Source organism: Variovorax sp. 38R, assembly GCF_014843395.1.
GTDB lineage: Bacteria > Pseudomonadota > Gammaproteobacteria > Burkholderiales > Burkholderiaceae_C > Variovorax > Variovorax paradoxus_H.
The window spans coordinates 1,129,340-1,152,052 of sequence record NZ_CP062121.1; the positions used below are offsets into that span (position 1 = coordinate 1,129,340).

The following is a 22,713-nucleotide window of genomic DNA, read 5'->3' on the forward strand; positions in this document are numbered from 1 at the left end:
TATTCCATGCAGCAACGTCGAACACTTCTGACCAAGGGAGCCGTGATGGGACTACTTTCCGCCCTGGGATGGCGCAAGAGCGGGGGCGAAGCGGTCGCCGCTACGTCCGTGCTTCCTCCTGCCTCCGTTGGTGTTCAGCCAGTAGCGCAGCTGATCGGAGCCAACCTGATCTCGCCGCTGACGCAACGCGGCTATCCGTTGGCATTCAATCTGTCAGGCTTCCTTGACCCGGGGCCTCGAGGAGTACCTCCGAAGAAGATTTGGGCGCCGGTTGACGGAACAGGCGGTACAACCAAACGCTCGCATTTTGTCTATATCTTGACCAGGGAAACCTGCGCTGCGTTCACTCTTCCGGTCAGCAACTACAACCGAACGACCTACGACGGCTTTCACTTTTTCCTCTGGAACGGGATCAAGATGAACGGACTGAAGATCGTCTCCAGCTTTGAGCCGCGCTATGCAACGCAGGCGCAAGTCAACGATTTCTGGACTTCAGGCTACGGATACTTTGGCGGCGAGTCTCAGCCCGATCTCGCCCTGGTCCCCAGCACCGATGGATGGTCGGGCCTTCTGACTTCTCTCGACTACATTCGCCAAGTCCCTGGCAAGGGCATGTGGATGGCCTCGGCCGACGCGCCAAATGCGCCCAAGGATGAGCAGCCTAACGAGGCCGCGGTTCTCCTGATGCTGGCCAACCCAGGTTTCGCTACTGGCCGCACGCCGCTGGTCAACTGGTATGCACCAGCTCAAGTTTCGATCGATGACATGAAACCCGAAGCCAAGGGCGATACCAAGTCGTCCATGGCCTATCGCGCAGCAATCGAGCAAGCCGCTGCCAATGCAGGCATTGCGCCCAAGCAGATCGGGACCTGGGTGCGCGACGCGGGACGTGGCACCAAAGACGCGACAGCACGATTGGTGCTGCTCACCCGTGCCCTTCACGATCTGAAGATTGATATCGACGACTTCGACGATGTCGAACAGAACGTGGACATGGTCTCGTTGCTGGGAGAACTGGGTGCCAACACCGTCAGCTTCTCTTTGCTGATGGCCTGCTATGCAGCCCATCGGCGCAACCACCCCGTGATGTACGTGAGCACGCAAGACCCCGGTTCGGCGCGCGCCATCGTGGTGCTGCCGCCGCCGAATCACACGCCACCGCCGGAGCGCCAGGAGTTCCGCTATGCGACCACATTCAGCCAATTCAATCGACCGTGGTGGGGCAAGCGGCTGGATGGGAAGAAAGACATCTGAGTCTCCCTGCGAGGCATCCTTTCGGTTCTGACAGACGCGGCGACCCTTGTCAGAACGGATAGTGCCGAGGCGTCGTCTGCACCGTAATCCACCGCAGCTCCGTGAACGCTTCGACGCCGGCCCGCCCCCCAAAGCGCCCGTACCCTGACGACTTGACACCGCCAAACGGCATCTGCGCCTCGTCATGCACTGTCGGCCCGTTGACATGGCAGATCCCCGCCTCGATGCGCTGCGCCACGTTCCACGCACGCGCCACATCGCGGCCGAACACGGCGGACGACAAACCGAACTCGTTGTCGTTGGCCACTGCCACGGCCTCTTCGACGCCATTCACGCGCACGACCGCCTTCACCGGCCCGAACGATTCCTCGCGGTAGATGTCCATCGCGGGCGTCACGTGGTCGAGCACGGTGGCGGGCATCAATGTGTTCTGCGCCTTGCCGCCGCACACGAGCACCGCGCCCTTGGCAAGTGCGTCGTCGATCAGCGCGTTGCAGCGCGTCACGGTGCTCATGTCGACCACCGAGCCCAGTACCACCGGGCCTTCGCGCGGATCGCCCAGCGGCAACGCCTGCGCGCGGGCGGCGAACTTCGAAACGAACTCATCGGCGACGGCGTTGTCGACGACGATGCGTTCGGTCGACATGCAGATCTGCCCCGAGTTGGCGAAGGCGCCGAAGATCGCACCGTTCACGGCCGCGTCGATGTCGGCGTCGTCGAGCACCACGAAGGGCGCCTTGCCGCCGAGTTCGAGCACGGCGGGTTTCAGGTACGTGGCGCAGGTCTGCGCGATGAGGCGGCCCACGCGCGTGGAGCCGGTGAAGTTGACGCGCCGCACCGCCGGGTGCGCGACCATGGCCTCGACCACGGCGCCCGCATCGGCCGGCGCGTTGGTGACGAAGTTGACCGTGCCCTTGGGCAGGCCAGCTTCGGCCAGCGCTTCGATGATGAGCGCATGCGTCTCGGGGCACAGCTCGGAGCCCTTGAGCACCACCGTGTTGCCGCAGGCCAGCGGCGTGGCAATGGCGCGCGTGGCCAGGATCACGGGGGCGTTCCACGGCGCGATGCCCAGCACGACGCCCGCCGCCTGCCGCACGCCCATGGCGAGGCTGCCGGGCACGTCGGACGGAATGACTTCGCCGGCGATCTGCGTGGTGAGCGACGCGGCCTCGGTGAGGATGCCGGCCGCGAGGTGCACGTTGAAACCGGCCCACAGCGCCGAGGCGCCGGTCTCGCGCGCCATGGCCTGCACGAAGGCGTCGGCGCGCGCTTCGAGCGCATGTGCGGCCTTCAGCAACAGGGCGCGGCGTTCGTTGGGACCGGTCTTCGACCAGGTGGCGAAGGCGCGTTGCGCGGCGTCGACTGCAGCGACCGCGTCGGCGGGCGTGGCCGCGGGGGCGCGCGTGGCGACGCCGCCGTCCAGCGGGTTGCGGCGCTCGAAGGTCTTGCCGCCGGTGGCGGCGCAGCGTTCGCCGTCGATGAACATGGAGATGTCGGTCATGGGTGTCCTTTGCGAAAGAAGAGGAAGAGGGGTGTTCAGGCCACGCCCAGGTAGGCCTGGCGCACGGCGTCGGAATGCAGCAGCGCCTGCGCCTCGCCCGAAGCGACCACGCGCCCGCGTTCGAGCACGTAGCCGCGGTCGGCGGCCTGCAAAGCCTTGCGCACGTTCTGTTCGACCATCAGCACGGTCACGCCCTGGTCGGCGATGCGGCGCACGATGGCGAGCAGCTCGTCGACCATGCGCGGCGCGAGGCCGAGCGAGGGCTCGTCGAGCATCAGAAGGCGCGGCCCGCTCATGAGGGCACGCGCCACCGCCACCATCTGCTGCTCGCCGCCGCTCATGGTGCCGGCGAGCTGCGTGGCGCGTTCTTTCAAGCGCGGAAAGTCGTCGAAGGCGCGCGCGAGTCGCTCGGCGCGCAGCCGTGCGGGAATGAGCCAGCCGCCGAGCTCGAGGTTCTCGGTGACGGTCATCTGCGGGAACAGCTGGCGGCCTTCGGCGACGAGTGCCAGGCCGCGCCGCACGCAGACGGTGGCGTCGGCGGACGGCAGCGCCGCACCGTCGAGCATTGCTTCGCCCGTGCGCGGCAGCAGCCCCGCGAGCGCCTTGAGCAGCGTGGTCTTGCCCGCGCCGTTGGGCCCGAGCACGACGGTGACGCCGGGCGTCACGTCGAGGTCCAGGCCCTGGATGACCTCGAAGCCGTGGTAGCCGGCCGACAGGCCGCGCACGGTCATGAATGTGCCGCTCATGCCGTGGCCTCCATCTCGTCGCCCAGGTAGGCCTCGACCACCTCGGCATTGCGCACGACCTCGGCCGGCGTGCCGTCGGCGATCTTGCGGCCCTGGTGCAGCACCAGCACGCGTTCGACGTACTTCAGCAGCGTGGTCACCGCGTGCTCGATCCACACGACGGTGAGGCCGTGGTCGTCGCGCAGGCGGCGGATGCGCCGGGCCATCGCATCGACCTCCGCTTCGGTGAGGCCGGCGGCCACTTCGTCGAGCAGCAGCACGCGCGGCCGGGTGCCGAGCGCCATGCCGATTTCCAGCAGCCGCTGCTGCGAGGGCGTGACGTCGGCGGCGATCTGCGTCGCGAGGCCGCCCAGGCCCAGCATGTCGAGGATCTCGCCTGTGCTGCCCAGGCCCGCGATGGGCGCGCGACGGCGCCCGGCGAACTGCATGCCGAAGCGCACGTTGTCTTCGAGCGTCATGTCGGCCATCACGCGCGGCGTCTGGAAGGTGCGCGCGATGCCGTGCGCGGCGTACAGGTGCGGGCCGCGCTGCGTGAGGTCGACATCGCCTTCCACCAGCAGCCGTCCCGACGTCGGCATGACCACGCCCGAAATCGCGTTGAAGAAGGTCGTCTTGCCCGCGCCGTTCGGGCCGATGATGCCGACCAGCTCGCCCGCATGCAGCGTCGCGCTCACGGCATCGACGGCCGTGAGGCCGCCGAAGCGCACCGTGAGGTCGCGGGCTTCGAGAAGAGGCGTTGCCTTCATGGCGCATGCCTCCGCAGGGCCGCCCGCTTGCGCTGCCACAGCGACGCGAGGCCGTTGGGCAGGTACATCACGCACAGGATCAGCAGCAGCCCCAGCACCATCATGTAGCCATAGGGCAGCTGCAGCCGCAGCGTCTCCGACAGCAGGCTGAACACGATGGCCGCGGCCACCGGCCCGCCGATGCTGGCGGCCCCGCCGATCATCGCGATCAGCACGGTCTGGAAGCCGATGAAGGGGCTGAACACGGCCGCCGGCTCGATGTAGGTCCAGCGCACGGCCATGGCCGCGCCGACCGCACCGGCGAAGGCGGCGGTGAGCGCGAAGCCGGCGATCTTCACGCGGCGCGTGTCCACGCCCAGCGTCTGCGCGCGCTGCTCGTCGGCGCCGATGCCGGCCAGCGCCAGGCCGAAGCGGCTGCGCTTCACGAGCAGCGCGGTGGCAATGGCCACACCCGCAATCGCCAGCACCGTGAGGTACACCGTTTCGTTCGACGGCACCACGGTCAGCACGCGGCCCACCGTACCCGAGACCTGTTTCTCGACGAAGGTGACTGCATGGCGAATCAGCTCCGTCATGCCGAAGGTCAGCACCGCGAAGTAGGTGCCGCGCAGGTGCAGCACGGCCGCGCCCATCAGCACCGCCACCGCGCTCGCGATGGCCGCGCCGCTCAGGATGACCAGCGGCCAGGGCAGCACCTCGAGCAGTGTGGCGCTCGCATACGCACCCAGGCCGAAGAAGGCCGAGGTGGCGAGCGACAGGTAGCGCGTGGCACCGCAGAACAGCGACCAGCTCGTGGCCAGCGCGATGTACATCAGGCAGCCGAGCGCGACCGATGCGATGAACTCGCTCGCGACCCACGGCACGGCGGCTGCCAGCGCGAGGCCGATGGCGAGCACCCACCAGGGCTTGTTTTGAATGAGTGAAATCATCTTCTGGAGAACAGTCCGTTGGGCCGCCAGATCAGCACGCCGATGAACACGGCATACGACAGCAGCATCTTGAGCGAGGGGCTCGTGTAGTACATGCCCAGCGCTTCGACCACGCCCAGCAGCAGGCCGCCGACGAGGCTGCCCGCGATGCTGCCGAAGCCGCCGAGGGTGATGACGATCAGCGCCGTCACGGTGTAGGGCTCGCCCATCGAGGGCGAGATTTCGTAGGTCATCGACAGCAGCGCGCCGGCCACGCCCGACAGGCCCAGGCCGATGCCGAACATCAGCGGGTGCAGCCGCTTGGTGTTGATGCCTACCAGCTGCGCGCCGGTGGGCGACTGCATCAGCGCGCGCACCGCCTTGCCCAGCAGCGTGAGCTTGAGCAGCGCGATGAGCACGAGGCTCAGCGCCAGCGCCACGCCGAACAGCACGAGCTTGTTCGCGGTGAAGCGCATCTCGCCCAGCTGCACCGGCTCGGCCAGGTAGTCGTAGCCGCGCAGGTCGCCGCCCCACACGAGCAGGGCGGTGTTCTGCACGAAGAACATCAGGCCGAAGCCGACCATCAGGCTGCGCGCCTCGAACACATCGACGTTCGGCGCGCGCGCCGCCACCTGCCGGAAGCACAGCCCGTGCACCGCCATGCCCAGCGCCATCAGCAGCGCGAAGGCCACCGGCATGAACAGCAGCGGCGAAATGCCCAGCGCCGTGTGCGCCCACCACGTGAGAAAGGCGCCGAGCATCAGGAACTCGCCGTGCGAGATGTTCATGATGCGCATCAGCCCGTACTGCAGGTTCAGTCCGATGGCCACCAGCGCGTAGATGCCGCCCGTGATCAATCCGCCGGCCAGGAGTTCGGCCCATCCAGAGATCGACACGCTGTTATTTCCAGGCCGGTTTCGGCATCAGTTGCGCGGTGGCGCGGTCTTTGGGCCACACCACTTCGAAGTCGCTGCCCTGCCACTGCGACACGGTGCCGGGAATCGACGCGTTCTCGCTGCCCTCGAAGCGGATCGGCCCGAGGATGGTCTTGAACTCGTTCTTCGCGATCTGCTCGCGCAGCGCCTTGCGGTCCAGGCCCACCTTCTCCACCGCCTGCTGCAGGATCTGCAGGCCGGCCCACGCGTGGCCGCTGGCCCAGCGGTCGGGCTCCTTGCCGAACTTCTTGGTGTGCGCATCGAAGTACGCCTTGGCCTCGGGGCTGGTCTTGCCGTTCCACGAGCCCATGCCGATCACGCCCTCGGTGTTCGCCGCCATCACGTTCTTGTAGAGCTGGAAGGCGGTGCCCACCGAGGCGTAGAAGTACTTCGGGTTGAAGCCCACCTCGCGCGCCTGCCGGCTCGCCAGGATGGTGTCCGGCGGGTAGGTGATGCCGATGAAGGCATCGGGGTTCAGGTCCTTCATGCTGCGCAGCACGGGCGCGAGGTCTTTCACGCCCAGCGGGTAGCTCTTGCGGTCGAGCACCTGGATCTGCGTCTTCTTCAGCGCGTTGTTCAGCGCCGCGAAGTTCTCCAGGCCGAACAGGTCGTCCATGTAGACGATGGTGATCGTCTTCACGTTCTGCGCCACGAGCATGTCGACCAGCGCGCCCATCATCTTGTCGGGCTGCTGCAGCAGCGAGAAGAAGAAGGGCAGGCGCATGTCGATGAGCTTGCGCGACAGCGCGGTGGGCGCCAGCAGCGGATAGCCGAAGCGGTTGGCCAGCGGCGCGACCGCGAAGTTGGCGCCCGATCCCCAGGGCGGCAGCACGAGGTCGACCTTGTCGCTGCCCATGAGTTTTTCGAACGTGCGCACGCAGGTCTCGGTCTCGCTGCGGTCGTCGTAGCCGATCAGCTCGACGGGGCGCTTGGCGCCCTTCACCGACAGGCCGCCCGCGGCGTTGACCTGCTCGGCCCACAGCAGGTAGTTGGGCTCCTGGCTCACCTGCGCGCCCGCGGCCCAGGGGCCGGTGCGGGCGATGGCGTAGCCGATGCGAACGGGGGCGCTTTGCGCGAACAGCTGCGGCGCAACGGCGGCCGCGCCCAGCGCGGTGGCCGTGCCCTGAATCCAGTGGCGGCGGGTGGGGTGAAGCATGGAGGTCTCCTTCCGGGCGTCGGTATGCGCCCGCTGACCGGGATCGTAGAAACGGACGCACTTCGCCGCTGTGCCTGCCGCGCACAAAGCACTTGACGCAGCGTGCAGGGGCCTAGTGGTTAACCCGCAAAGTCGAGGGCCTTGCGGGCACTCCACAATGCGCGGCACCCCGGCTCCGTGCTGCAATCTTTCGTCTTCACTGCTTTCGCCCCATGACCGCGTCCCTGCTCCTGTCCACCGACGAGATCCCGCCGAAGGAGCGCGGGCCGCTGTGGTGCGAATGGGTGTGGCGCCACTTCGGCGGGCTGGGTTCGGACCTGTACGGCGACAGCGATTTCGACGGCCACCTTGCGTCGTCGCATGCGGGCGACGTGATCCTCACGCGGCTCGAGGCGAATCGCCACCGTGTGCTGCGCACGCCGCAGATGGCGCGCCTGAGCGACGCGCCGTACCTGAAGATCGTCGCGCCCTGGCAGGGCTCGGCCGAGGTCACGCAGCGCGGGCGCGCGGCGGCCGTGCGTGCGGGCGGCTGGACGCTGTACGACACCACGCTCGACTACACCGTGGCCAACCCCGAGCGCAGCGACCATCTCATCGTGATGCTGCCGAAAGACCAGATCGCTTCGCCCGCGCTGCCGCTGGGCGACCTCGTGGCGCGGCGCATCGGCGGCGACAGCGGCATCTCGCGCGTGGCGCTGGAGACCATGCGCAACACCTACCTGGAGCTGCCCTACATGAGCGAGGCCGCCGCGCGCGGCGCGGGCGAGCTGTTGATCCAGCTGGTTCGCCTGTCGCTCATGGAGCTCGCGGGCCAGAGCACCGCCCAGACCCAGCGCGAGGCGCTCAAAGACCGCATCCACCGCCACGTGGCGCAGAACCTGCGCGACCCCGCGCTGTCGATCGACGGCATGGCGCTGGCGCTGCGTTGCAGCAAGCGCCTGCTGCACCAGGCCTTCGCGGGCGACGACGACACGCTCACCGGCTACATCCAGCACCAGCGGCTGGCAGCCAGCATCCGCGACCTGATCGACCCCGCGAACGCCGCGCGCTCGATCACCGACATCGCGCTGGGCGCGGGCTTCGGCAACCTCTCGCACTTCAGCCGCGTGTTCCGCGCGCACACGGGCGGCAGCCCGAGCGAGTTCAGGCGGCAGGCGATGGTGCCGCGCTGACGACGCGCGTGTGCGCGATGTGCGCCGCGCCGGCAGGCTGCAGCCCGTTGCGCCCGGCGGGGTCGTAGCGCGCCAAGGCGGCGTGGCCGTCGATGTCTTCGAGCAGATCGAGTCCGGTGCCACGCAGCAGCGTCGGCAGCGTCTTCGGATCGAAGCCCGACAGGAACGCCTCGCCGACCGCGGCCACGTCGCTGCGCAGCTTCTGGAAGGCTGCGGGGCCGGCGTGTAGTGCGGCCTCGTCGATGTAGGTGAAGACCAGCTCGCTGCCGGGCGCTGCGCAGGTGGCGATGTCGCGCAGCGCGGCAAGGTTGGCCTCGCGCGTCAGGTACACCGTCACGCCGAGCCATGAGAAGAAGGTCGGCTGCGCGGCGTTGAAGGGCGAGCGCGCGAGTGCCGCGCCGAGGCTTTCGGTCGACAGGTCTGCCGCGACGAAATGCACCGATGCGGAAGGCGGCACGCCGCAGGCCGCGAGGCGCTGGCGTTTCAGCGGCTGCGTGGCCGGGTGGTCGACCTCGTAGATGTCGAGGCCCTGCGCCCAGGCGGGGATGCGGCACACGAAGCTGTCGAAGCCCGCGCCGATCAGCACGTACTGCGTGATGCCGCGTGCGACCGCATCCTGCAGCCCGTCTTCCGTGTAGCGCGAGCGAAGGATCACGTCGGGGTAGGCGGCGTTGGCGCGCATCGCGTCGTCGAGCGCTGTGTCGGGCGCACCCGCCGCGGACGCATCACGCCGCGCCAGCGCGCGTTCGTGGAAGGCGGCGCGCACGGTGTCCGGCACGAGGCGCTCGCCCCACGGGTCGTCCAGCAGCGGCGCGGGCGCGCTGCGCGAATGGATGGACCGCATGAGCGCGGTGGCGAGGGCGGTGCGGCTGGCTTGCGAAGAAGGATTCAAGGGCGGGGCTCCGGTGGTGCAAGGGTGCAAGGGCGCGAAGTTTCTGCCCGCGCGACACGTCTGTACAGTGCATTGTTCAAAGCAATGACCTGCACGAAATGAATTCCATGGACCTGAACCTGCTGGCCGCGCTCGACGCCCTGTTGAGCACCGGCAGCGTGAGCGCGGCGGCCGAGCGCATGCACCTGAGCGCGCCGGCCATGAGCCACACGCTCGCGCGCATCCGTGAGTCGCTGGGCGATCCGATCCTCGTGCGGGCTGGTCGCAAGCTGGTGCCGACGCCGCGCGCGGTGGCGCTGCGCGATCCGGTGCGCCGCCTGATCGCCGACGCGCGCCTGCTGATGCAGCCCGACGGCGGCGTGCCGCTGGCGCGTGTGACGCGCGAGTTCACGGTGCGCGCGCCCGAAGGCATGGGCATCGTCTACGGCGCCACCTTGCTGGCCGCGCTGCGGCGCGACATGCCATTGGCGCGCCTGCGCTTCGTGCCCGAAAGCGACAGCGATGCGATGGCCCTGCGCGAAGGGCGCATCGACCTCGACGTGGGCACGCTGCCTGACAAGGGGCCGGAGATTCAGACCGCGCTGCTGTACGAGCAACGCATCGTCGGCGTGGTCGGGGCGGGGCACGAACTGCTCAAGGCGCGCGTCACGCCCAAGCGCCTGGCGGCCCAGCAGCATGTGGCGGTCACGCGGCGTGCCAGGTCGGTCGAGCCCCTCGACAGCCTGCTCGCGGCACAAGGCTGTGCGCGGCAGATTGCGTTGACCGTGCCCAGCGCTTATGGCGCGCTGATGGCTGCCGCCCGCTCGTCGCTGGTGGCCTGCGTGCCCGAGCCGCTGGCGCGCACCGTCGCGGCGAGCCTCGGCCTGGCGATGTTCAAGCTGCCGGTGGCTGTGCCGCCCGAGCAGGTGCTGCAGGCCTGGCATCCGCGCGACGAGGTCGACCCGGCGCACCGCTGTCTTCGTGAGGCGGTGTCGGCCGTGTCGAAAGATGCGCGCTTCGGTCCGCTCACGGGGCGCGACGCGCAGGCCCCGATGCGTGGGCGCGCGCTGGCGGCACACCGCGCGCTGCTTGCAGAGTTGCCATGAATGCTTAAGCAGCGGTTGTGTCGAAGCGGGCATCAAACTTAAATCTTCTCGGTTAATGGACTTCGCAGAGAGCGCTGCCTGTCCAAAAAAAAGACGCCGTAACGCGCGCGCAGCCTCGAGAGTGACGCTTCTCGCTGGTATCTTCGTGCGCGCAATTCAGCTCCACGCCACCACGCCCGTTGTCGACGCATTGGGTACTTGCTTCACATGCCCCTTCGTCACGACCGCATCTTTCCGCGCTACGCGTTCTACTGTGTGCTGGCCGGCCTGGCCGCGATCTATGTCTTCTGCGCCATGGTGCTGGTGCCGGCAAAGATCTACATCCTTCCCTACCTCATCACGCCGGACTTCGTGCGCTACAAGGGCGCGTTCTTCGTGCTGGTGCTGGCGATTCCGGCTGCGATCTATTTGATCTGCTGGAAGGGCAGCGACTTCTTTGCGTGGTTGCGAAGCCCGCAGGTTCTGACGCTGAACGCGCACGGTCTGCAGCTCGGCACGCAGACCATCGCTTTTGCCGACGTGACGCGGCTGCGCCATCGCCACAACCGCAACCACCTGCTGCTCACCACCCGCGACGGCCAGACGCTGCGTCTGCGGCTCGACCTGTGGGACGACGCCTTCGAGCTGCTCGCCGAGGTGGAAGAAGCCGTCGGCGAGGTGCTGCGGCACGACGTCGAGCGGCGCCTGCATGCGGGTGACACCGTGCCCTTCGGCGCACTGGCGCTGAACGCGGAAGGCCTGGTGCACAAGGGCCAGCTCATCGCGTGGTCGAGCATCGACACCATCCGCACGCAGTCGGACGCCGAAGCCATGGACGTCGACGAGCACCTGGTGATCGTCGCCAACGGCAAGACCCGCAAGATCGATCGCTCGAAGATCGACAACGAGCCGGTGCTGATGGGCTGCCTCATGCAGCGCCTGCCGTCAGCCTGAGCCTTCTCCTTTTTCTTTTCTTCATCTCCAAAGTACAGCGATACCGGGACTCAAAAAAATGGAAATCTACAGCTCCGCCAACCAACAGGAAAAAACCCGCCAGGACCGCCCGGTCTTCTACTCGCGCACGCGGCTGATCGCCGGTGCCACGCTCTGGGTGGTGGTGACGGTCGTGCTGGCCGTGCTGTGCATCCGCGCGCAGGACAAGAACATCGGCATCCTCATTGCGGCGGGCTTCGGCCTGCTGGCCGCATGGCTGGCCGTCAAGTGCATCCGCACGCTGGCCAACATCGCCACGCCCGCGTTCGTCATCGGCCGCCAGGGCCTGACCTTCGAGAACGGCCTGCTGCTGCCGTGGGGCAACATCGTTGAGAACACCTGGGTCAACCAGGACTACATGGGCATTCCCATCGGCAAGCAGATCCAGATCAAGACCGACCTGCCCAAGCCGAAGGCCCGCGTGCTGCGCCGCGCGACCGCGCTGGAAATTTCTGGCGACGAGTACCTCGCCCTGTGTGACGCCTACGCGGCCTGACGGGCGACAAGCGAGCGCCTGAGCCCCTCTGCAGGGCAGGGCGCGACGCCTGCTGGTAGGCTGGTGGGCCACCATCTTCCGGGCTCGCCTTCGCGGGCCCTACGCGCATGAACGCCTCTCACCGCCGGCCGGTTCCGCTGAACAAGGCCTACCGACTTTTGAACCACGGACCCACCGTGCTCGTGAGCGCCGCGCACGACGGCCGGCGCAACATCATGGCCGCGGCCTGGGCGATGCCGCTGGATTTCGATCCGCCCAAGGTGGCGGTCGTGCTCGACAAGAGCACCTGGACGCGCGTGCTGCTCGAAGGTGCGGGCACCTTCGCACTGCAGGTGCCCACGCGCGCGCAGCTCGACCTGACCGATGCACTGGGCAACAGCTCAGGCCGCGAGATCGCCGAGCGCGACGGCAGCGACAAGTTCGCCGCCTACGGCCTCTCGACCTTCGCGGGCGACGCCACCGGCGCACCGCTGCTCGAAGGCTGCGCGGCCTGGCTCGAATGCCGGCTGCTGCCCGAGCCGCCGATCCAGCAACGCTATGACCTGTTCCTGGGCGAGGTGATCGCGGCGCAGGCCGATGCGCGCGTGTTCTCCGAAGGGCGCTGGCATTTCGAAGGGCATGACGACTTGCGCACGCTGCACCATGTGGCGGGCGGGCACTTCATCGTCGACGGTGAAGCGGTCGATGCGAAGGCGCTGCCGCGTCTGACACCGTAGCCTGCATGCCGGAGCTGAGCCAGGTCATCACCGTCGTCGCCTACAGCCTCATGGGGCTGCTGGTGGCCATGATGGGGTCGCTGGGACTGGCCGCGCTGTGGACCTGGCGCGACTGGCCCGGCGCCGACCGTTTGACCGGCCTGGCCGCGCGGCTCGCGATCCTCACGTGGATGGTGGGTGGTGTGATGCTGATCGTCGGCGGGCTGGCGATGGCCGGCCTCGCGACCTGGGTCATCTTCTGGGCGTCCAAGCCGCTGCCGTCCACCGTGCTCGGTATCGCGGGCTACGTGGCCTCGCGGGCCGTGCTCGTGGTCATGGCGGTGCTGCTGGTGCGCAAGGGCGGGCTGGTCCTCGCGGCCTGGTGGGGGGCGCGCACAGAAGACGGCGCGCCCGACGAAAAACCCGGCGCTACACCACGAAAGGAATGAAGCGCCGCGTGCCGCGCATGTACTCGCGGTAGGCGTCGCCGAAGTGCGCGAGGCATTCCTTTTCGTCGCGCAGCGCCGTCAGGAACAGGAACAGCGTGGCCGCAAGCACCAGCGCCAGCGTGAGCCAGGTGAACTGCTTGAGAAAGGCGCCCCAGGCCAGCAGCATCAGCGCCGTGTACATCGGGTGGCGGATGTAGCGGAAGGCGCCGGTGGTCACCAGCGCCGAGGTCTTTTCAAAACCGTACAGCGCCGGATCGTCGCTGCGCGCCTCGCTCGGCTTGCCGTGCGCCTTGAGCAGCCGCACCGCGTGGATGGGCAGCCAGATCGACAAGGCGAGCAGCACGCAAGAAATCAATTGCGTAGCCGAGAGCGGATCGACGTGCCACACGGGCAGGTTCAGCACGATCAGCACCAGCATGCATTCCCACGCGAAGAAGCGGTAGAAGCCGTGGGAGCCGGGCTGACTGAGCGGGCCGCGCGACACGTACAGCAGCGCGGCCGTGCCGGCGACGAAAAGAAAGAGCTGAAACCAGAGGAGCATGGCGGCCGAATTTACACGGCCCGCGTGGTTCAGCCGGAGATCGAAAACCCGCCGTCGACGGGGATGGCGGTGCCGGTCACGTAGTCCGATGCGGCGCTCGCCAGGAACACGGCGGTGCCCGCGATGTCCGAGGGCTGGCCCCAGCGGCCGGCGGCGGCGCGGGTCTTCACGCGCTCGTACAGGCCCGGAATCTGGTTGCGTGCGCCGTCGGTCAGCTCGGTCTCGAACCAGCCCGGAAGGATGGCGTTGACCTGGATCTGGTCGGCCGCCCACGAGAGCGCGGTCGACTTGGTGAGCTGCACGATGCCGGCCTTGCTCGCGGCATAGGCCGGGGCGTAGGGCGCGCCGAAGATCGACATCATCGAGCCGATGTTGATGATCTTGCCGCCGCCCGCGGCCTTCAGGTGCGGGTGCGCGGCGCGGCTGCACAGGAAGGCGCTGGTGAGGTTGGTGTCCATCACCTGGTGCCACTCGGCCAGCGCGAGCTGGTCGACGGGCTTGCGCACCGTGGTGCCGGCGTTGTTGATGAGGATGTCGAGCCGGCCGCAGCGCGCGACGACCTCGTCGAAGGCCTTCTGCACCGAGGCTTCGTCGGTCACGTCGAGTGCGAGTGCGAAGCTGTCGCTGCCCAATGCCTTCAGCGATTCGACGGCGGCGGCCGACTTCTGTGCATTGCGCGCCGCGACGATGACGCGGGCGCCAGCCTTGGCGAGGCCCTGTGCCATGCCGAGGCCGATGCCGCCGTTGCCGCCGGTGACGAGCGCGACTTTTCCTGTGAGATCGAACATCAGTTGGTTTCTGGTTTCTTGGAGACGAGCGTCAGGATATCGTAGCTCGCGACCAGTTCGCCCAACTGGTTGGTCACCTCCACGTCCCAGGCCACCACGCCCTGGCCCTGGCCGCTCGCGTCCTTCTTGTTGCGGTCGATCTTGCGCTTGCAGGTCAGGCGCGCCTGGATGGTGTCGCCGATGCCCACGGGCTTGACGAAGCGCAGCGTGTCCAGGCCGTAGTTGGCCAGCACCGGGCCGGGCGAGGGAGAGACGAACAGGCCCGCGGCCGCCGACAGCACGAAGTAGCCGTGCGCAATGCGCTTGCCGAAGGGCGAGGCCTTGGCCGCCTCTTCGTCGAAGTGCATGTAGAAGTAGTCGCCCGAGATGCCGCCGAAGGCGACGATGTCGGCCTCGCCCACGGTGCGGCGGTGCGTGAGCAGCGAGTCGCCGATGCGCAGCTCTTCGAAGTAGCGGCGGAAGGGATGCACCTCGCTCTCGCGCAGCGCGGCGCCGCGCACGTGCTCGCCGGTGACGGCGGCCAGCATGGTGGGCGAGCCCTGCAGTGCGGCGCGCTGCAGGTAGTGCTTCACGGCGCGCAGGCCGCCGAGCTCTTCGCCGCCGCCCGCGCGGCCCGGGCCGCCGTGTTTCAGCACCGGCAGCGGCGAGCCGTGGCCGGTCGATTCGGCGGCGGCCTCGCGGTCGAGCACCAGCAGGCGACCGTGCCAGGCGGCAGCGACCGGAATGGCCTTTGCGGCGATGGCCGGGTCGCGCGTGACGAGCGTGCCCACGAGGCTGCCCTTGCCGCGTGCGGCCAGCGCCAGCGCTTCGTCGATGCCGTCGTACGGCATGAGCGTGCTGACGGGGCCGAAGGCCTCGATGTCGTGCGCGGCATCGTGTTCGAGTGGCTTGCGGCTCAGGAGCAGCGTGGGCGCGAAGAACGCGCCTTCGCTCACGCCGTCGCCCACGGGCGAGAAACCGTCACGTGCGCCGTACACCAACTCCGCGCCCTGCAGCAGCGTGGCGACGCGCTCGGCCACGTCGGCCTGCTGGTCGCGCGAGGCGAGGGCGCCCATGCGCACGTCTTCGCGCGACGGGTCGCCGATGACGGTCTTGGCCAGGCGGGCGCGCAGCTTCTCGGCCACCGCGTCGAGGTGCTGGCGCGGCACGATCGCGCGGCGGATGGCCGTGCACTTCTGGCCGGCTTTTGTGGTCATCTCGCGCGCCACCTCTTTCACGAAGAGATCGAACTCCTCGTCGTCGGGCGTCACGTCGGGCGCGAGGATCGCGCAGTTGAGCGAGTCGGCTTCGGCGTTGAACGGGATCGACTGGCGCACCAGGTTCGCGTTCACGCGCAGCTTGGCGGCGGTGTCGGCCGAGCCGGTGAAGGTGACCACGTCGGGGCCTTCGAGGCGGTCGAGCAGGTCGCCTGTGCCGCCGATCACGAGTTGCAGGCTGCCTTCGGGCAGGATGCCCGACTGCACGATGAGCTTCATCAGCGCTTCGGTGAGGTAGCTGGTGGCCGTGGCCGGCTTGCCGATGCAGGGCATGCCCGCGAGGAAGCTGGGCGCGAACTTTTCGAGCAGGCCCCACACCGGGAAGTTGAAGGCGTTGATGTGCACCGCCACGCCGCCGCGCGGCACCAGGATGTGCGTGCCCGCGAAGCCGCCCTTCTTGCCGAGCGGGAAGGCCGGGCCTTCGTGCACGAGGTTGCCCGAGGGCAGCTCGTTGGTGCCGATGCTGGCGTAGGCGCTCAGCGTGCCGGCGCCGCCTTCGATGTCGATCCAGCCGTCGGCGCGCGTGGCACCCGTGTGGGCCGACACGGCATACAGCGCTTCCTTGTTGGCGGCGAGGTACTTGGCCAGCGCCTTCAGGCGCTCGGCGCGCTGCTGGAAGTCGAGCTTCATGAGCGCGGGGATGCCGACGCGACGCGCATGCGCCAGCGCCTCCGCGAAGTCGATGGCCTCGGCGTGCGTGCTCGCCACGGCCTGGCCGTTGACGGCGCTGCGCAGCGATTGCGCGGCTTCCTGGCCGATCCAGCGGCCGGCGATGTAGCTTTGAAGGGTGGTCATGGTGATGTCCTTTGGCTGTTGTGTTGCTCCTTCCCCTTCCGGGGGAAGGCTGGGATGGGGGCAGGCGGCGCTGGTTCGGCGGGGTGCTTTATCGATCGCCGCTGGCCCCCACCCCGACCCTCCCCCGGAAGGGGAGAGAGGAAAACGGGGGCAGCGTCATTTCTTGTTCCCGATGCCCAGGTAGGTATCGATGATTCTTTGGTCGTGCAGCAGATCGCCGGCATTGCCTTCGAGCGCCACCGCGCCCATCTCGAGCACATAGGCGCGGTCGGCCACCTGCAGGGCGGCGCGGGCGTTCTGTTCCACCAGCAGCACCGAGACGCCGTGCTTGCGCAGTTGCGACACCACGCGCAGCACCTCGCGCACCACCAGCGGGGCCAGGCCCAGCGAAGGTTCGTCGAGCATCAGCAGGCGCGGGCGCGCCATGAGTGCGCGGCCGATGGCCAGCATCTGGCGCTCGCCGCCCGAGAGCGTGGAGGCCATCTGCGGACGGCGCTCCTTCAGGCGCGGAAAGATATCGAAGATCTCGTCCATGCGCGCGCGCTGGTCGCGCTTGCCCTTGCGCCACTGGTAGAAGCCGCCGAGCAGCAGGTTGTCTTCGACCGACATCTCGCCGAACAGCTCGCGCCGCTCGGGCACCAGCGCCACGCCGCGCGCCACCATGGTCTCGACGCCGGGGCGCGCGATGCGTTCGCCGTCGAGCGACAGCTTGCCGCTTGACACCAGCAGGCCCATGGCCGCGCACAGCAGCGTGGTCTTGCCGGCGCCGTTGGGGCCGATCACGGTGACGATCTCGCCTTCGTTCACGTGCAGGCGCACGCTGTGCACCGCCTCGACGGTGCGGTAGGCGACACAGAAGTCGTCCAATTGGAGGATGGGATGGCTCATCGGGCGTCTTCCAGCAGTTCGTCGTCGGCGCCACCGAGGTAGGCCTCGAGCACGCGCGGGTTGGCCTGCACTTCGGCCGGCGTGCCGGTGGCGATCACGGTGCCGAACTCGAGCACGGTGATGCGGTCGGCGAGGTTCATCACGAACTCCATGTCGTGCTCCACCACGAGGATGCCCAGGCCTTCGGCGCGCAGCTGGCCCAGCAGCTCGGAGAGCGCGCGCTTTTCAAGATGGCGCAGGCCGGCGGCGGGTTCGTCGAGCAGTAGCACCGACGGCTGGCCGGCGAGCGCGCGGGCGATCTCGACCACGCGCTGCTGCCCCAGCGAGAGCGACGCGGCCGGCGTGTCGGCGTGCGCGCCGAGGCCGCAGCGCTCGATCTGCTTGCGCGCTTCGGCCATCAGCGCGGCCTCTTCGGCGCGGTCCAGCCGCAGCATCGCGGCGAGCCAGCCGCGCTTGGCGCGCAGGTGCGCACCGAGCGCCACGTTCTCGACCACGCTGCGCTGGCCCAGCAGGCGCACGTGCTGGAAGGTGCGGCCCAGGCCGCGCGCCGCGAAGGCGCGCGAGGGGCGGCCCGACATGGCATCGCCTTCGAGCCGCACCTGGCCCGAACTGGGGTCGTCCACGCCCGAGATCATGTTGAAGAAGGTGCTCTTGCCCGCACCGTTCGGTCCGATCAGCGCATGGATCTCGCCGGCCTTCAGCGTCATCGAGATGTCGTTGTTGGCGATGAGACCGCCGAAGCGCTTGCTGACCGCGTCGGCCTGCAGCAGCATCGTTCCCGCCGCCGGCAGCACGCGTTGTGCAAGCTGCGCCGCCGGGGCCGTCGCGCCAGCCAGCGGTGCCTTGGCCACCGGCCGCACCCAGCGGCTCACCAGCCGCGCCAATGTGGGCCACAGGCCGTCGGCAAAGCGCTGCAGCACGAACAGCATCAGCAGGCCGAACACCACCACCTCGAAGTTGCCGCTGGTGCCCAGCAGCGCGGGCAGGATGTCCTGCAGCTTCTCTTTCAGCAGCGTGATCAGCGTGGCGCCGAGCACCGCGCCCCACAGGTGGCCCGCACCGCCGACCACCGCCATGAACAGCATCTCGATGCCGATGTTGAGGTTGAAGGGCGTGGGGTTCACGAAGCGCTGCATGTGCGCGTAGAGCCAGCCCGACACGGCCGCCAGCAGTGCGGCCAGCACGAACAGCTTGATGCGGTGGCGCGCCGTGTCGACGCCCATCGACTCGGCCATGAGCCGGCCGCCCTTGAGCGCGCGGATGGCGCGGCCTTCGCGCGAGTCGAGCAGGTTGTGCAGCGCCCACAGCGCGAGCAGCAGCACGGCCCAGATCACCACGCCGAGCGCGCGCGGCGAGGCCAGCGAGATGCCCGCGACCACCAGCGGCGGCACGCCCGTGATGCCGGTCTGGCCGCCCAGGAACTCCATGTTGCCGAGCAGGAAGTACAGGCTCAGGCCCCAGGCGATGGTGCACAGCGGCAGGTAGTGGCCCGACAGCTTGAGCGTGACCGCGCCGAGCGCCCAGGCCAGTGCGAAGGTCAGCACCAGCCCGAGCAGCAGGCCGAGCCATGGCACCAGCGCCGAGCCGGCGATGCCGCCGAGCCAGCCCGCGGCCGTGGGCGAGGTGCAGATCCACGCGGTGGCATAGGCGCCCATGCCGACGAACGCGGCCTGGCCGAAGGAGGTCATGCCGCCCACGCCGGTCAGCATGACCAGCCCGGCGGCCACCAGCGCATACAGGCCGATGTTGCTGAGCACCGCGACCGTGAAGTCGGGCAGCCAGCCCCAGGCCAGCGCGAGCGCGACGATGCACGCCAGCGTGAGCGTGCGCGGCGTGACCAGCGGACGGCCCGCGTGTGCAGCCGTGGCGGAAGAGGTGGTGGGCGACGCGCTCATTCCTCGTCCTCCACATGGTGGCTGCGCAGCGAACGCCACCACAGCACCGGAATGATCAACGTGAACACCAGCACTTCCTTGTAGGCGCTGGCCCAGAACGAAGAGAAAGCTTCCAGCAGGCCGACCAGCAGCGCGCCCGCGAGCGCCAGCGGGTAGCTCGCGAGCCCGCCGACGATGGCGGCCACGAAGCCCTTCAGGCCGATGAGAAAACCGGTGTCGTAGTAGACCGTGGTGATCGGTGCGATCAGCAGGCCCGACACCGCGCCGATGAGCGCCGCGAGTGCAAAGCTCAGGTCGCCCGACAGCTCGGTGGGAATGCCCGAGAGCCGTGCGCCCACGCGGTTGATGGCGGTGGCGCGCAGCGCCTTGCCGACCATGGAGCGACCGAAGAACCAGAACATGGCAATCACCAGCAGCAGCGTGACGCCGACCACCACGATCGACTGGCCGCTCACGGGGATGCCGCCGATGTCGAAGCGCACGTCGGAGAACGGCGTGGTGCGCGAACCTTCGGCACCGAAGAAGAACAGGCCCAGGCCGACCAGCACGCCGTGCAGCGCGACCGAGACGATCAGCAGCATCAGCACCGTGGCATCGGCCAGCGGGCGGTACGCGAGGCGATAGAGCAGCGGCCCGAGCGGCGCGATCAGCACCAACGTGGTGATGGCCTGCATCGTCATCGACGTGGGCTTGAGGCCCAGCACCAGCACCGCGGCGACGGCCGGGAAGGCGACGCACCAGGTGAAGGCCGAGCGCCAGTCGATCGTTGCGCCGCGCTTCCAGCGCCACAGCTCCACGACCAGCGCCATGGCACCCAGCGCCACCAGCAGCCACAGCGTGGCCGGCGTGCGCCCGCCCTGCAGCGCGGCCATCGAGAGCGCACCGAAGGCGACGAACTCGCCCTGCGGAATGAAGATCACGCGCGTGACCGAAAACACCAGCACCAGCGCGAGCGCCATCAGTCCGTAGACCGCGCCGTTCACGATGCCGTCCTGCCCGAGCAACAGGGCAATCTGCAAGTCCATATGAAAACCTTCGGGCGGGGCCCGTGTGTCGAGTCAGTGTCTGTTGCTAGCGCTGTCGGTCGCGCGCGCTGCTGTCTGTCTGCGTCTGTATTGCTCCTTCCCCCTCTGGGGGAAGGTTGGGATGGGGGCAGCCACTGCGTTCGCGGCTGCGCGGTGTTCAATGCCGTCGTGCCCCCACCCCCGCCCTCCCCAGGAAGGGGAGGGAGCAAGGCAGGAAGACTTCAGGGCTGGTACTTCCAGGCGCCGTTTTCGATCTTCACCATCACGCGCGCGCGCTGGTCCAGGCCCAGGTGATCCGCCGCGGTCATGTTGAACACGCCGTGCGCGCCCGACACGTCCTTGGTCTGCTCGAGCGCATCGCGCAGGGCGGCACGGAACTCGGGCGTGCCCGGCTGGGCCTTCTTCAGCGCGACCGGCACGGCCGAGCTCATCAAGAGGCCCGCGTCCCAGGCGTGCGCGCCGAAGGTCGAGACCGTGCCCTTGCCGTAAGCGGCTTCATAGGCGGCGACGTAGGCGAGTGCAGACTTCTTCACCGGGTTGCTGGCGGGCAGCTGGTCGGCCACGAGCACCGGGCCGGCCGGCAGGAAGGTGCCGTCGACGTCCTTGCCACCCACGCGCAGGAAGTCGGCATTGGCCACGCCGTGCGTCTGGTACATCTTGCCGGTGTAGCCGCGCTCCTTGAGCGTCTTCTGCGGCAGCGCGGCCGGCGTGCCGGAGCCGGCGACCAGCACCGCGTCGGGCTTGGCGGACATGAGCTTCAGCGCCTGGCCGGTGACCGAGGTGTCGGAGCGCGCATAGCGTTCGTTGGCCACGATCTTGATCTTCTTCAGCTCGGCGGCTTTCGCGAACTCCTGCGACCAGCCTTCGCCGTACGCGTCGGAGAAGCCGATGAAGCCGACCGTCTTCACGCCGTTGGCGGCCATGTGCTCGGCGATGGCCAGCGACATCATGATGTCGTTCTGCGGCGTCTTGAAGACCCACTTCTTCTTGGCGTCCATCGGCTCGATGATGCGGGCCGAGGCGGCCACCGAGATCATCGGCGTCTGCGCTTCGCTGGCCACGTCGATCATCGCGAGCGAGGCCGGGGTGGTGGTCGAGCCCAGGATCACGTCGACCTTGTTCTCGGCGATCAGCTTGCGCGTGTTGTTCACGGCGGCCGTGGTGTCGGAGGCATCGTCCAGCACGATGTAGTTGATCTTCTGCCCGCCGATGGTCTTGGGCATCAGCGAGATGGTGTTCTTCTCGGGGATGCCGAGCGACGCGGCCGGCCCGGTGGCCGAGATGGTCACGCCGACGTTGACGTCGGCCCAGGCCGAGAGGGCCGTGGCGCACAGGGCGGCGATCAGCAGGGGCTTGAAGAATGTCATGGTTGGTTTGTCTCCGGGTTGGTATGGGAAAGGCCGAGGGAAAAGCGGGCGTTCAACGCTCGTCGAAAGACAGCGTGACGCGTTCGGTCAGGGGGTGGGCCTGGCAGGTCAGCACGAATCCCGCGGCCACTTCATTCTTGTCGAGCGCGAAGTTTCTTTCCATGCGGACTTCCCCGTCCACGCACTTCGCGCGGCAGGTGCCGCACACGCCCGAGGTGCACGAGAACGGCACTTCGAGCCCGGCCGCCGACGCCGCATCGAGGATGCTGGGCTGGCCCTCGGTGTAGGTGATCTCGCGCTGCAGGCCGTCGCGCACGATGGTCACGCGCGCCTGCTTGGCATCGCCCGGCTGCGCCTCGTGCACCACCGCGCCGACCTGGTTGGCCGACGTGGCCGAGGGCAGCGCGACGCCGAAGCGCTCGATGTGGATGCGGTCTTCGGGCACGCCCGCGGCGAGCAGCGCGGCCTCGGCCTCGTCGTTCATCTGGAACGGGCCGCACACGTACACCTGGTCGATCTGCGCGGCGGGCACCACCGAGGTCAGGAACTCGCCGATCTTCTCGCGGTTCATCACGCCGAAGCCCAGCGGCGAATCGGTGTGCTCGTCGGAGAACACGTGCTGCAGCACGAGGCGCGTCATGTAGCGGTTCTTCAGGTCCTCGATCTCTTCCTTGAACATCGTGGACTGCAGCTGGCGGTTGCCGTAGATCAGCGTGAAGCGGCTCTTCGGCTCGCGCGCCAGCACGGTCTTCATGATCGACAGGATCGGCGTGATGCCGCTGCCGCCCGCAATGCCCACGTGATGTCGCGCGGCCTCGGGCTCGATGGGCACGAAGAAGCGGCCTTGCGGCGCCATCACCTGCAGGCTGTCGCCGGGCTGCAGGTGGGCGTTGATCCAGTTGGAGAACACGCCGCCGCGCACCTTGCGCACGCCGACGCGCAGCTCGCCGTCGTCGATGCCGGCGCAGATCGAATAGGAGCGGCGCAGGTCCTGGCCGTCGATGTCATGGCGCAGCGTGAGGTACTGGCCCTGCGTGAAGCCGAAGACTTGCTGCAGGTCGGCCGGCACCTCGAACGAGACGATGACGGCCTCGTGCGTGTCGGGCTCGATGGCCTTCACGCGCAGGGGGTGGAAGAGGGTGCTCATCGTG

22 protein-coding genes are annotated in these 22,713 nt (G+C 68.4%); 7 read left to right on the plus strand and 15 right to left on the minus strand.

Annotated elements, in window-relative coordinates; all coding sequences use genetic code 11:
* Window positions 1-6: 6 nt before the first annotated feature.
* On the plus strand, window positions 7-1,254 hold the full coding sequence (locus IG196_RS04970) for a hypothetical protein (RefSeq protein ID WP_192195256.1): 1,248 nt from the start codon (window positions 7-9) through the stop codon (window positions 1,252-1,254).
* Between the two features lie 49 nt (window positions 1,255-1,303).
* Here IG196_RS04970 and IG196_RS04975 read toward each other — a convergent pair whose 3' ends face one another.
* From IG196_RS04975 to IG196_RS05000, 6 genes are read right to left on the minus strand one after another with little or no spacing between them, the layout of a single operon-like run.
* A complete protein-coding gene (locus tag IG196_RS04975) occupies window positions 1,304-2,755 on the minus strand; it encodes an aldehyde dehydrogenase (protein ID WP_192195257.1) in 1,452 nt (483 codons plus the stop codon).
* A 35-nt stretch (window positions 2,756-2,790) separates the two neighbouring features.
* A complete protein-coding gene (locus IG196_RS04980; RefSeq protein WP_192195258.1) occupies window positions 2,791-3,501 on the minus strand; it encodes an ABC transporter ATP-binding protein in 711 nt (236 codons plus the stop codon).
* Window positions 3,498-4,247, minus strand: a complete 750-nt coding sequence (locus IG196_RS04985; protein ID WP_192195259.1) for an ABC transporter ATP-binding protein — start codon at window positions 4,245-4,247, stop codon at window positions 3,498-3,500. Before IG196_RS04985 ends, IG196_RS04980 begins: the two co-directional genes overlap by 4 nt.
* Window positions 4,244-5,176: a branched-chain amino acid ABC transporter permease gene (locus IG196_RS04990; protein ID WP_192195260.1), complete on the minus strand. Its 933-nt coding sequence runs from the start codon at window positions 5,174-5,176 to the stop codon at window positions 4,244-4,246. The genes IG196_RS04985 and IG196_RS04990 overlap by 4 nt, the downstream gene beginning before the upstream one ends.
* Window positions 5,173-6,051, minus strand: a complete 879-nt coding sequence (locus tag IG196_RS04995; protein WP_192195261.1) for a branched-chain amino acid ABC transporter permease — start codon at window positions 6,049-6,051, stop codon at window positions 5,173-5,175. Before IG196_RS04995 ends, IG196_RS04990 begins: the two co-directional genes overlap by 4 nt.
* Window positions 6,052-6,055: 4 nt before the next feature.
* Complete coding sequence (locus IG196_RS05000; protein ID WP_192195262.1) at window positions 6,056-7,246, minus strand: amino acid ABC transporter substrate-binding protein; 1,191 nt, start codon at window positions 7,244-7,246, stop codon at window positions 6,056-6,058.
* 212 nt (window positions 7,247-7,458) lie between these two features.
* Here IG196_RS05000 and IG196_RS05005 point away from each other — a divergent pair, with 212 nt between their 5' ends.
* Window positions 7,459-8,418 carry a helix-turn-helix domain-containing protein gene (locus tag IG196_RS05005; protein ID WP_159278229.1) on the plus strand — a complete coding sequence of 320 codons (960 nt, stop codon included), beginning with the start codon at window positions 7,459-7,461 and terminating at the stop codon, window positions 8,416-8,418.
* Here the strand turns inward: IG196_RS05005 and IG196_RS05010 are convergent.
* On the minus strand, window positions 8,390-9,310 hold the full coding sequence (locus tag IG196_RS05010) for a class I SAM-dependent methyltransferase (RefSeq protein WP_192195263.1): 921 nt from the start codon (window positions 9,308-9,310) through the stop codon (window positions 8,390-8,392). The two genes, IG196_RS05005 and IG196_RS05010, sit on opposite strands and share 29 nt — an antisense overlap.
* Window positions 9,311-9,408: 98 nt before the next feature.
* Between IG196_RS05010 and IG196_RS05015 the strand changes: the two genes are divergently transcribed.
* From IG196_RS05015 to IG196_RS05035, 5 genes are all read left to right on the plus strand, one after another.
* Window positions 9,409-10,395 carry a LysR family transcriptional regulator gene (locus tag IG196_RS05015; RefSeq protein ID WP_192195264.1) on the plus strand — a complete coding sequence of 329 codons (987 nt, stop codon included), beginning with the start codon at window positions 9,409-9,411 and terminating at the stop codon, window positions 10,393-10,395.
* 207 nt (window positions 10,396-10,602) lie between these two features.
* Window positions 10,603-11,328: a hypothetical protein gene (locus IG196_RS05020; RefSeq protein WP_192195265.1), complete on the plus strand. Its 726-nt coding sequence runs from the start codon at window positions 10,603-10,605 to the stop codon at window positions 11,326-11,328.
* A 58-nt stretch (window positions 11,329-11,386) separates the two neighbouring features.
* On the plus strand, window positions 11,387-11,863 hold the full coding sequence (locus tag IG196_RS05025; RefSeq protein ID WP_101493116.1) for a hypothetical protein: 477 nt from the start codon (window positions 11,387-11,389) through the stop codon (window positions 11,861-11,863).
* A gap of 107 nt (window positions 11,864-11,970) precedes the next feature.
* Entirely contained in the window at window positions 11,971-12,579 is a 609-nt protein-coding gene (locus tag IG196_RS05030) for a flavin reductase family protein (RefSeq protein WP_192195266.1), read from the plus strand.
* A 5-nt stretch (window positions 12,580-12,584) separates the two neighbouring features.
* Window positions 12,585-13,007, plus strand: coding sequence for a hypothetical protein (locus IG196_RS05035; RefSeq protein WP_192195267.1), 423 nt, complete (start codon window positions 12,585-12,587; stop codon window positions 13,005-13,007).
* On the opposite strand, the gene IG196_RS05040 is transcribed toward IG196_RS05035, so the two are convergent.
* The 8 genes from IG196_RS05040 to paaE all read right to left on the minus strand — a co-directional run bounded on the left by IG196_RS05040 (window position 12,988) and on the right by paaE (window position 22,709).
* Window positions 12,988-13,548, minus strand: a complete 561-nt coding sequence (locus IG196_RS05040; protein ID WP_192195268.1) for a methyltransferase family protein — start codon at window positions 13,546-13,548, stop codon at window positions 12,988-12,990. The genes IG196_RS05035 and IG196_RS05040 overlap by 20 nt on opposite strands.
* A gap of 29 nt (window positions 13,549-13,577) precedes the next feature.
* Window positions 13,578-14,336 carry an SDR family NAD(P)-dependent oxidoreductase gene (locus IG196_RS05045; RefSeq protein ID WP_192195269.1) on the minus strand — a complete coding sequence of 253 codons (759 nt, stop codon included), beginning with the start codon at window positions 14,334-14,336 and terminating at the stop codon, window positions 13,578-13,580.
* Entirely contained in the window at window positions 14,336-16,387 is a 2,052-nt protein-coding gene (paaZ, locus tag IG196_RS05050) for a phenylacetic acid degradation bifunctional protein PaaZ (RefSeq protein ID WP_192195270.1), read from the minus strand. Before paaZ ends, IG196_RS05045 begins: the two co-directional genes overlap by 1 nt.
* Window positions 16,388-16,543: 156 nt before the next feature.
* Entirely contained in the window at window positions 16,544-17,275 is a 732-nt protein-coding gene (locus tag IG196_RS05055) for an ABC transporter ATP-binding protein (RefSeq protein WP_192195271.1), read from the minus strand.
* Entirely contained in the window at window positions 17,272-19,170 is a 1,899-nt protein-coding gene (locus tag IG196_RS05060; RefSeq protein WP_192195272.1) for an ABC transporter permease subunit, read from the minus strand. Before IG196_RS05060 ends, IG196_RS05055 begins: the two co-directional genes overlap by 4 nt.
* Entirely contained in the window at window positions 19,167-20,195 is a 1,029-nt protein-coding gene (locus IG196_RS05065) for a branched-chain amino acid ABC transporter permease (RefSeq protein ID WP_192195273.1), read from the minus strand. Before IG196_RS05065 ends, IG196_RS05060 begins: the two co-directional genes overlap by 4 nt.
* Window positions 20,196-20,416: 221 nt before the next feature.
* Window positions 20,417-21,562 (minus strand): ABC transporter substrate-binding protein, encoded by a 1,146-nt coding sequence (locus tag IG196_RS05070; RefSeq protein WP_099795395.1) that lies wholly within the window; start codon window positions 21,560-21,562, stop codon window positions 20,417-20,419.
* A 52-nt stretch (window positions 21,563-21,614) separates the two neighbouring features.
* The gene (gene paaE / locus IG196_RS05075) at window positions 21,615-22,709 is read right to left on the minus strand and encodes a 1,2-phenylacetyl-CoA epoxidase subunit PaaE (RefSeq protein ID WP_101493126.1); all 1,095 of its coding nucleotides are present in this window, start codon (window positions 22,707-22,709) and stop codon (window positions 21,615-21,617) included.
* Between the last annotated feature and the right edge of the window lie 4 nt (window positions 22,710-22,713).

Bases quoted from the DNA above. Each gene is read 5' to 3' on its own strand.
- IG196_RS04970 (WP_192195256.1), top strand. From the start codon at position 7: ATGCAGCAACGTCGAACACTTCTGACCAAGGGAGCCGTGATGGGACTA.
- IG196_RS04975 (WP_192195257.1), bottom strand. From the start codon at position 2,755: ATGACCGACATCTCCATGTTCATCGACGGCGAACGCTGCGCCGCCACC.
- IG196_RS04980 (WP_192195258.1), bottom strand. From the start codon at position 3,501: ATGAGCGGCACATTCATGACCGTGCGCGGCCTGTCGGCCGGCTACCAC.
- IG196_RS04985 (WP_192195259.1), bottom strand. From the start codon at position 4,247: ATGAAGGCAACGCCTCTTCTCGAAGCCCGCGACCTCACGGTGCGCTTC.
- IG196_RS04990 (WP_192195260.1), bottom strand. From the start codon at position 5,176: ATGATTTCACTCATTCAAAACAAGCCCTGGTGGGTGCTCGCCATCGGC.
- IG196_RS05000 (WP_192195262.1), bottom strand. From the start codon at position 7,246: ATGCTTCACCCCACCCGCCGCCACTGGATTCAGGGCACGGCCACCGCG.
- IG196_RS05005 (WP_159278229.1), top strand. From the start codon at position 7,459: ATGACCGCGTCCCTGCTCCTGTCCACCGACGAGATCCCGCCGAAGGAG.
- IG196_RS05015 (WP_192195264.1), top strand. From the start codon at position 9,409: ATGAATTCCATGGACCTGAACCTGCTGGCCGCGCTCGACGCCCTGTTG.
- IG196_RS05020 (WP_192195265.1), top strand. From the start codon at position 10,603: ATGCCCCTTCGTCACGACCGCATCTTTCCGCGCTACGCGTTCTACTGT.
- IG196_RS05025 (WP_101493116.1), top strand. From the start codon at position 11,387: ATGGAAATCTACAGCTCCGCCAACCAACAGGAAAAAACCCGCCAGGAC.
- IG196_RS05030 (WP_192195266.1), top strand. From the start codon at position 11,971: ATGAACGCCTCTCACCGCCGGCCGGTTCCGCTGAACAAGGCCTACCGA.
- IG196_RS05035 (WP_192195267.1), top strand. From the start codon at position 12,585: ATGCCGGAGCTGAGCCAGGTCATCACCGTCGTCGCCTACAGCCTCATG.
- IG196_RS05040 (WP_192195268.1), bottom strand. From the start codon at position 13,548: ATGCTCCTCTGGTTTCAGCTCTTTCTTTTCGTCGCCGGCACGGCCGCG.
- IG196_RS05045 (WP_192195269.1), bottom strand. From the start codon at position 14,336: ATGTTCGATCTCACAGGAAAAGTCGCGCTCGTCACCGGCGGCAACGGC.
- paaZ (WP_192195270.1), bottom strand. From the start codon at position 16,387: ATGACCACCCTTCAAAGCTACATCGCCGGCCGCTGGATCGGCCAGGAA.
- IG196_RS05055 (WP_192195271.1), bottom strand. From the start codon at position 17,275: ATGAGCCATCCCATCCTCCAATTGGACGACTTCTGTGTCGCCTACCGC.
- IG196_RS05060 (WP_192195272.1), bottom strand. From the start codon at position 19,170: ATGAGCGCGTCGCCCACCACCTCTTCCGCCACGGCTGCACACGCGGGC.
- IG196_RS05065 (WP_192195273.1), bottom strand. From the start codon at position 20,195: ATGGACTTGCAGATTGCCCTGTTGCTCGGGCAGGACGGCATCGTGAAC.
- IG196_RS05070 (WP_099795395.1), bottom strand. From the start codon at position 21,562: ATGACATTCTTCAAGCCCCTGCTGATCGCCGCCCTGTGCGCCACGGCC.
- paaE (WP_101493126.1), bottom strand. From the start codon at position 22,709: ATGAGCACCCTCTTCCACCCCCTGCGCGTGAAGGCCATCGAGCCCGAC.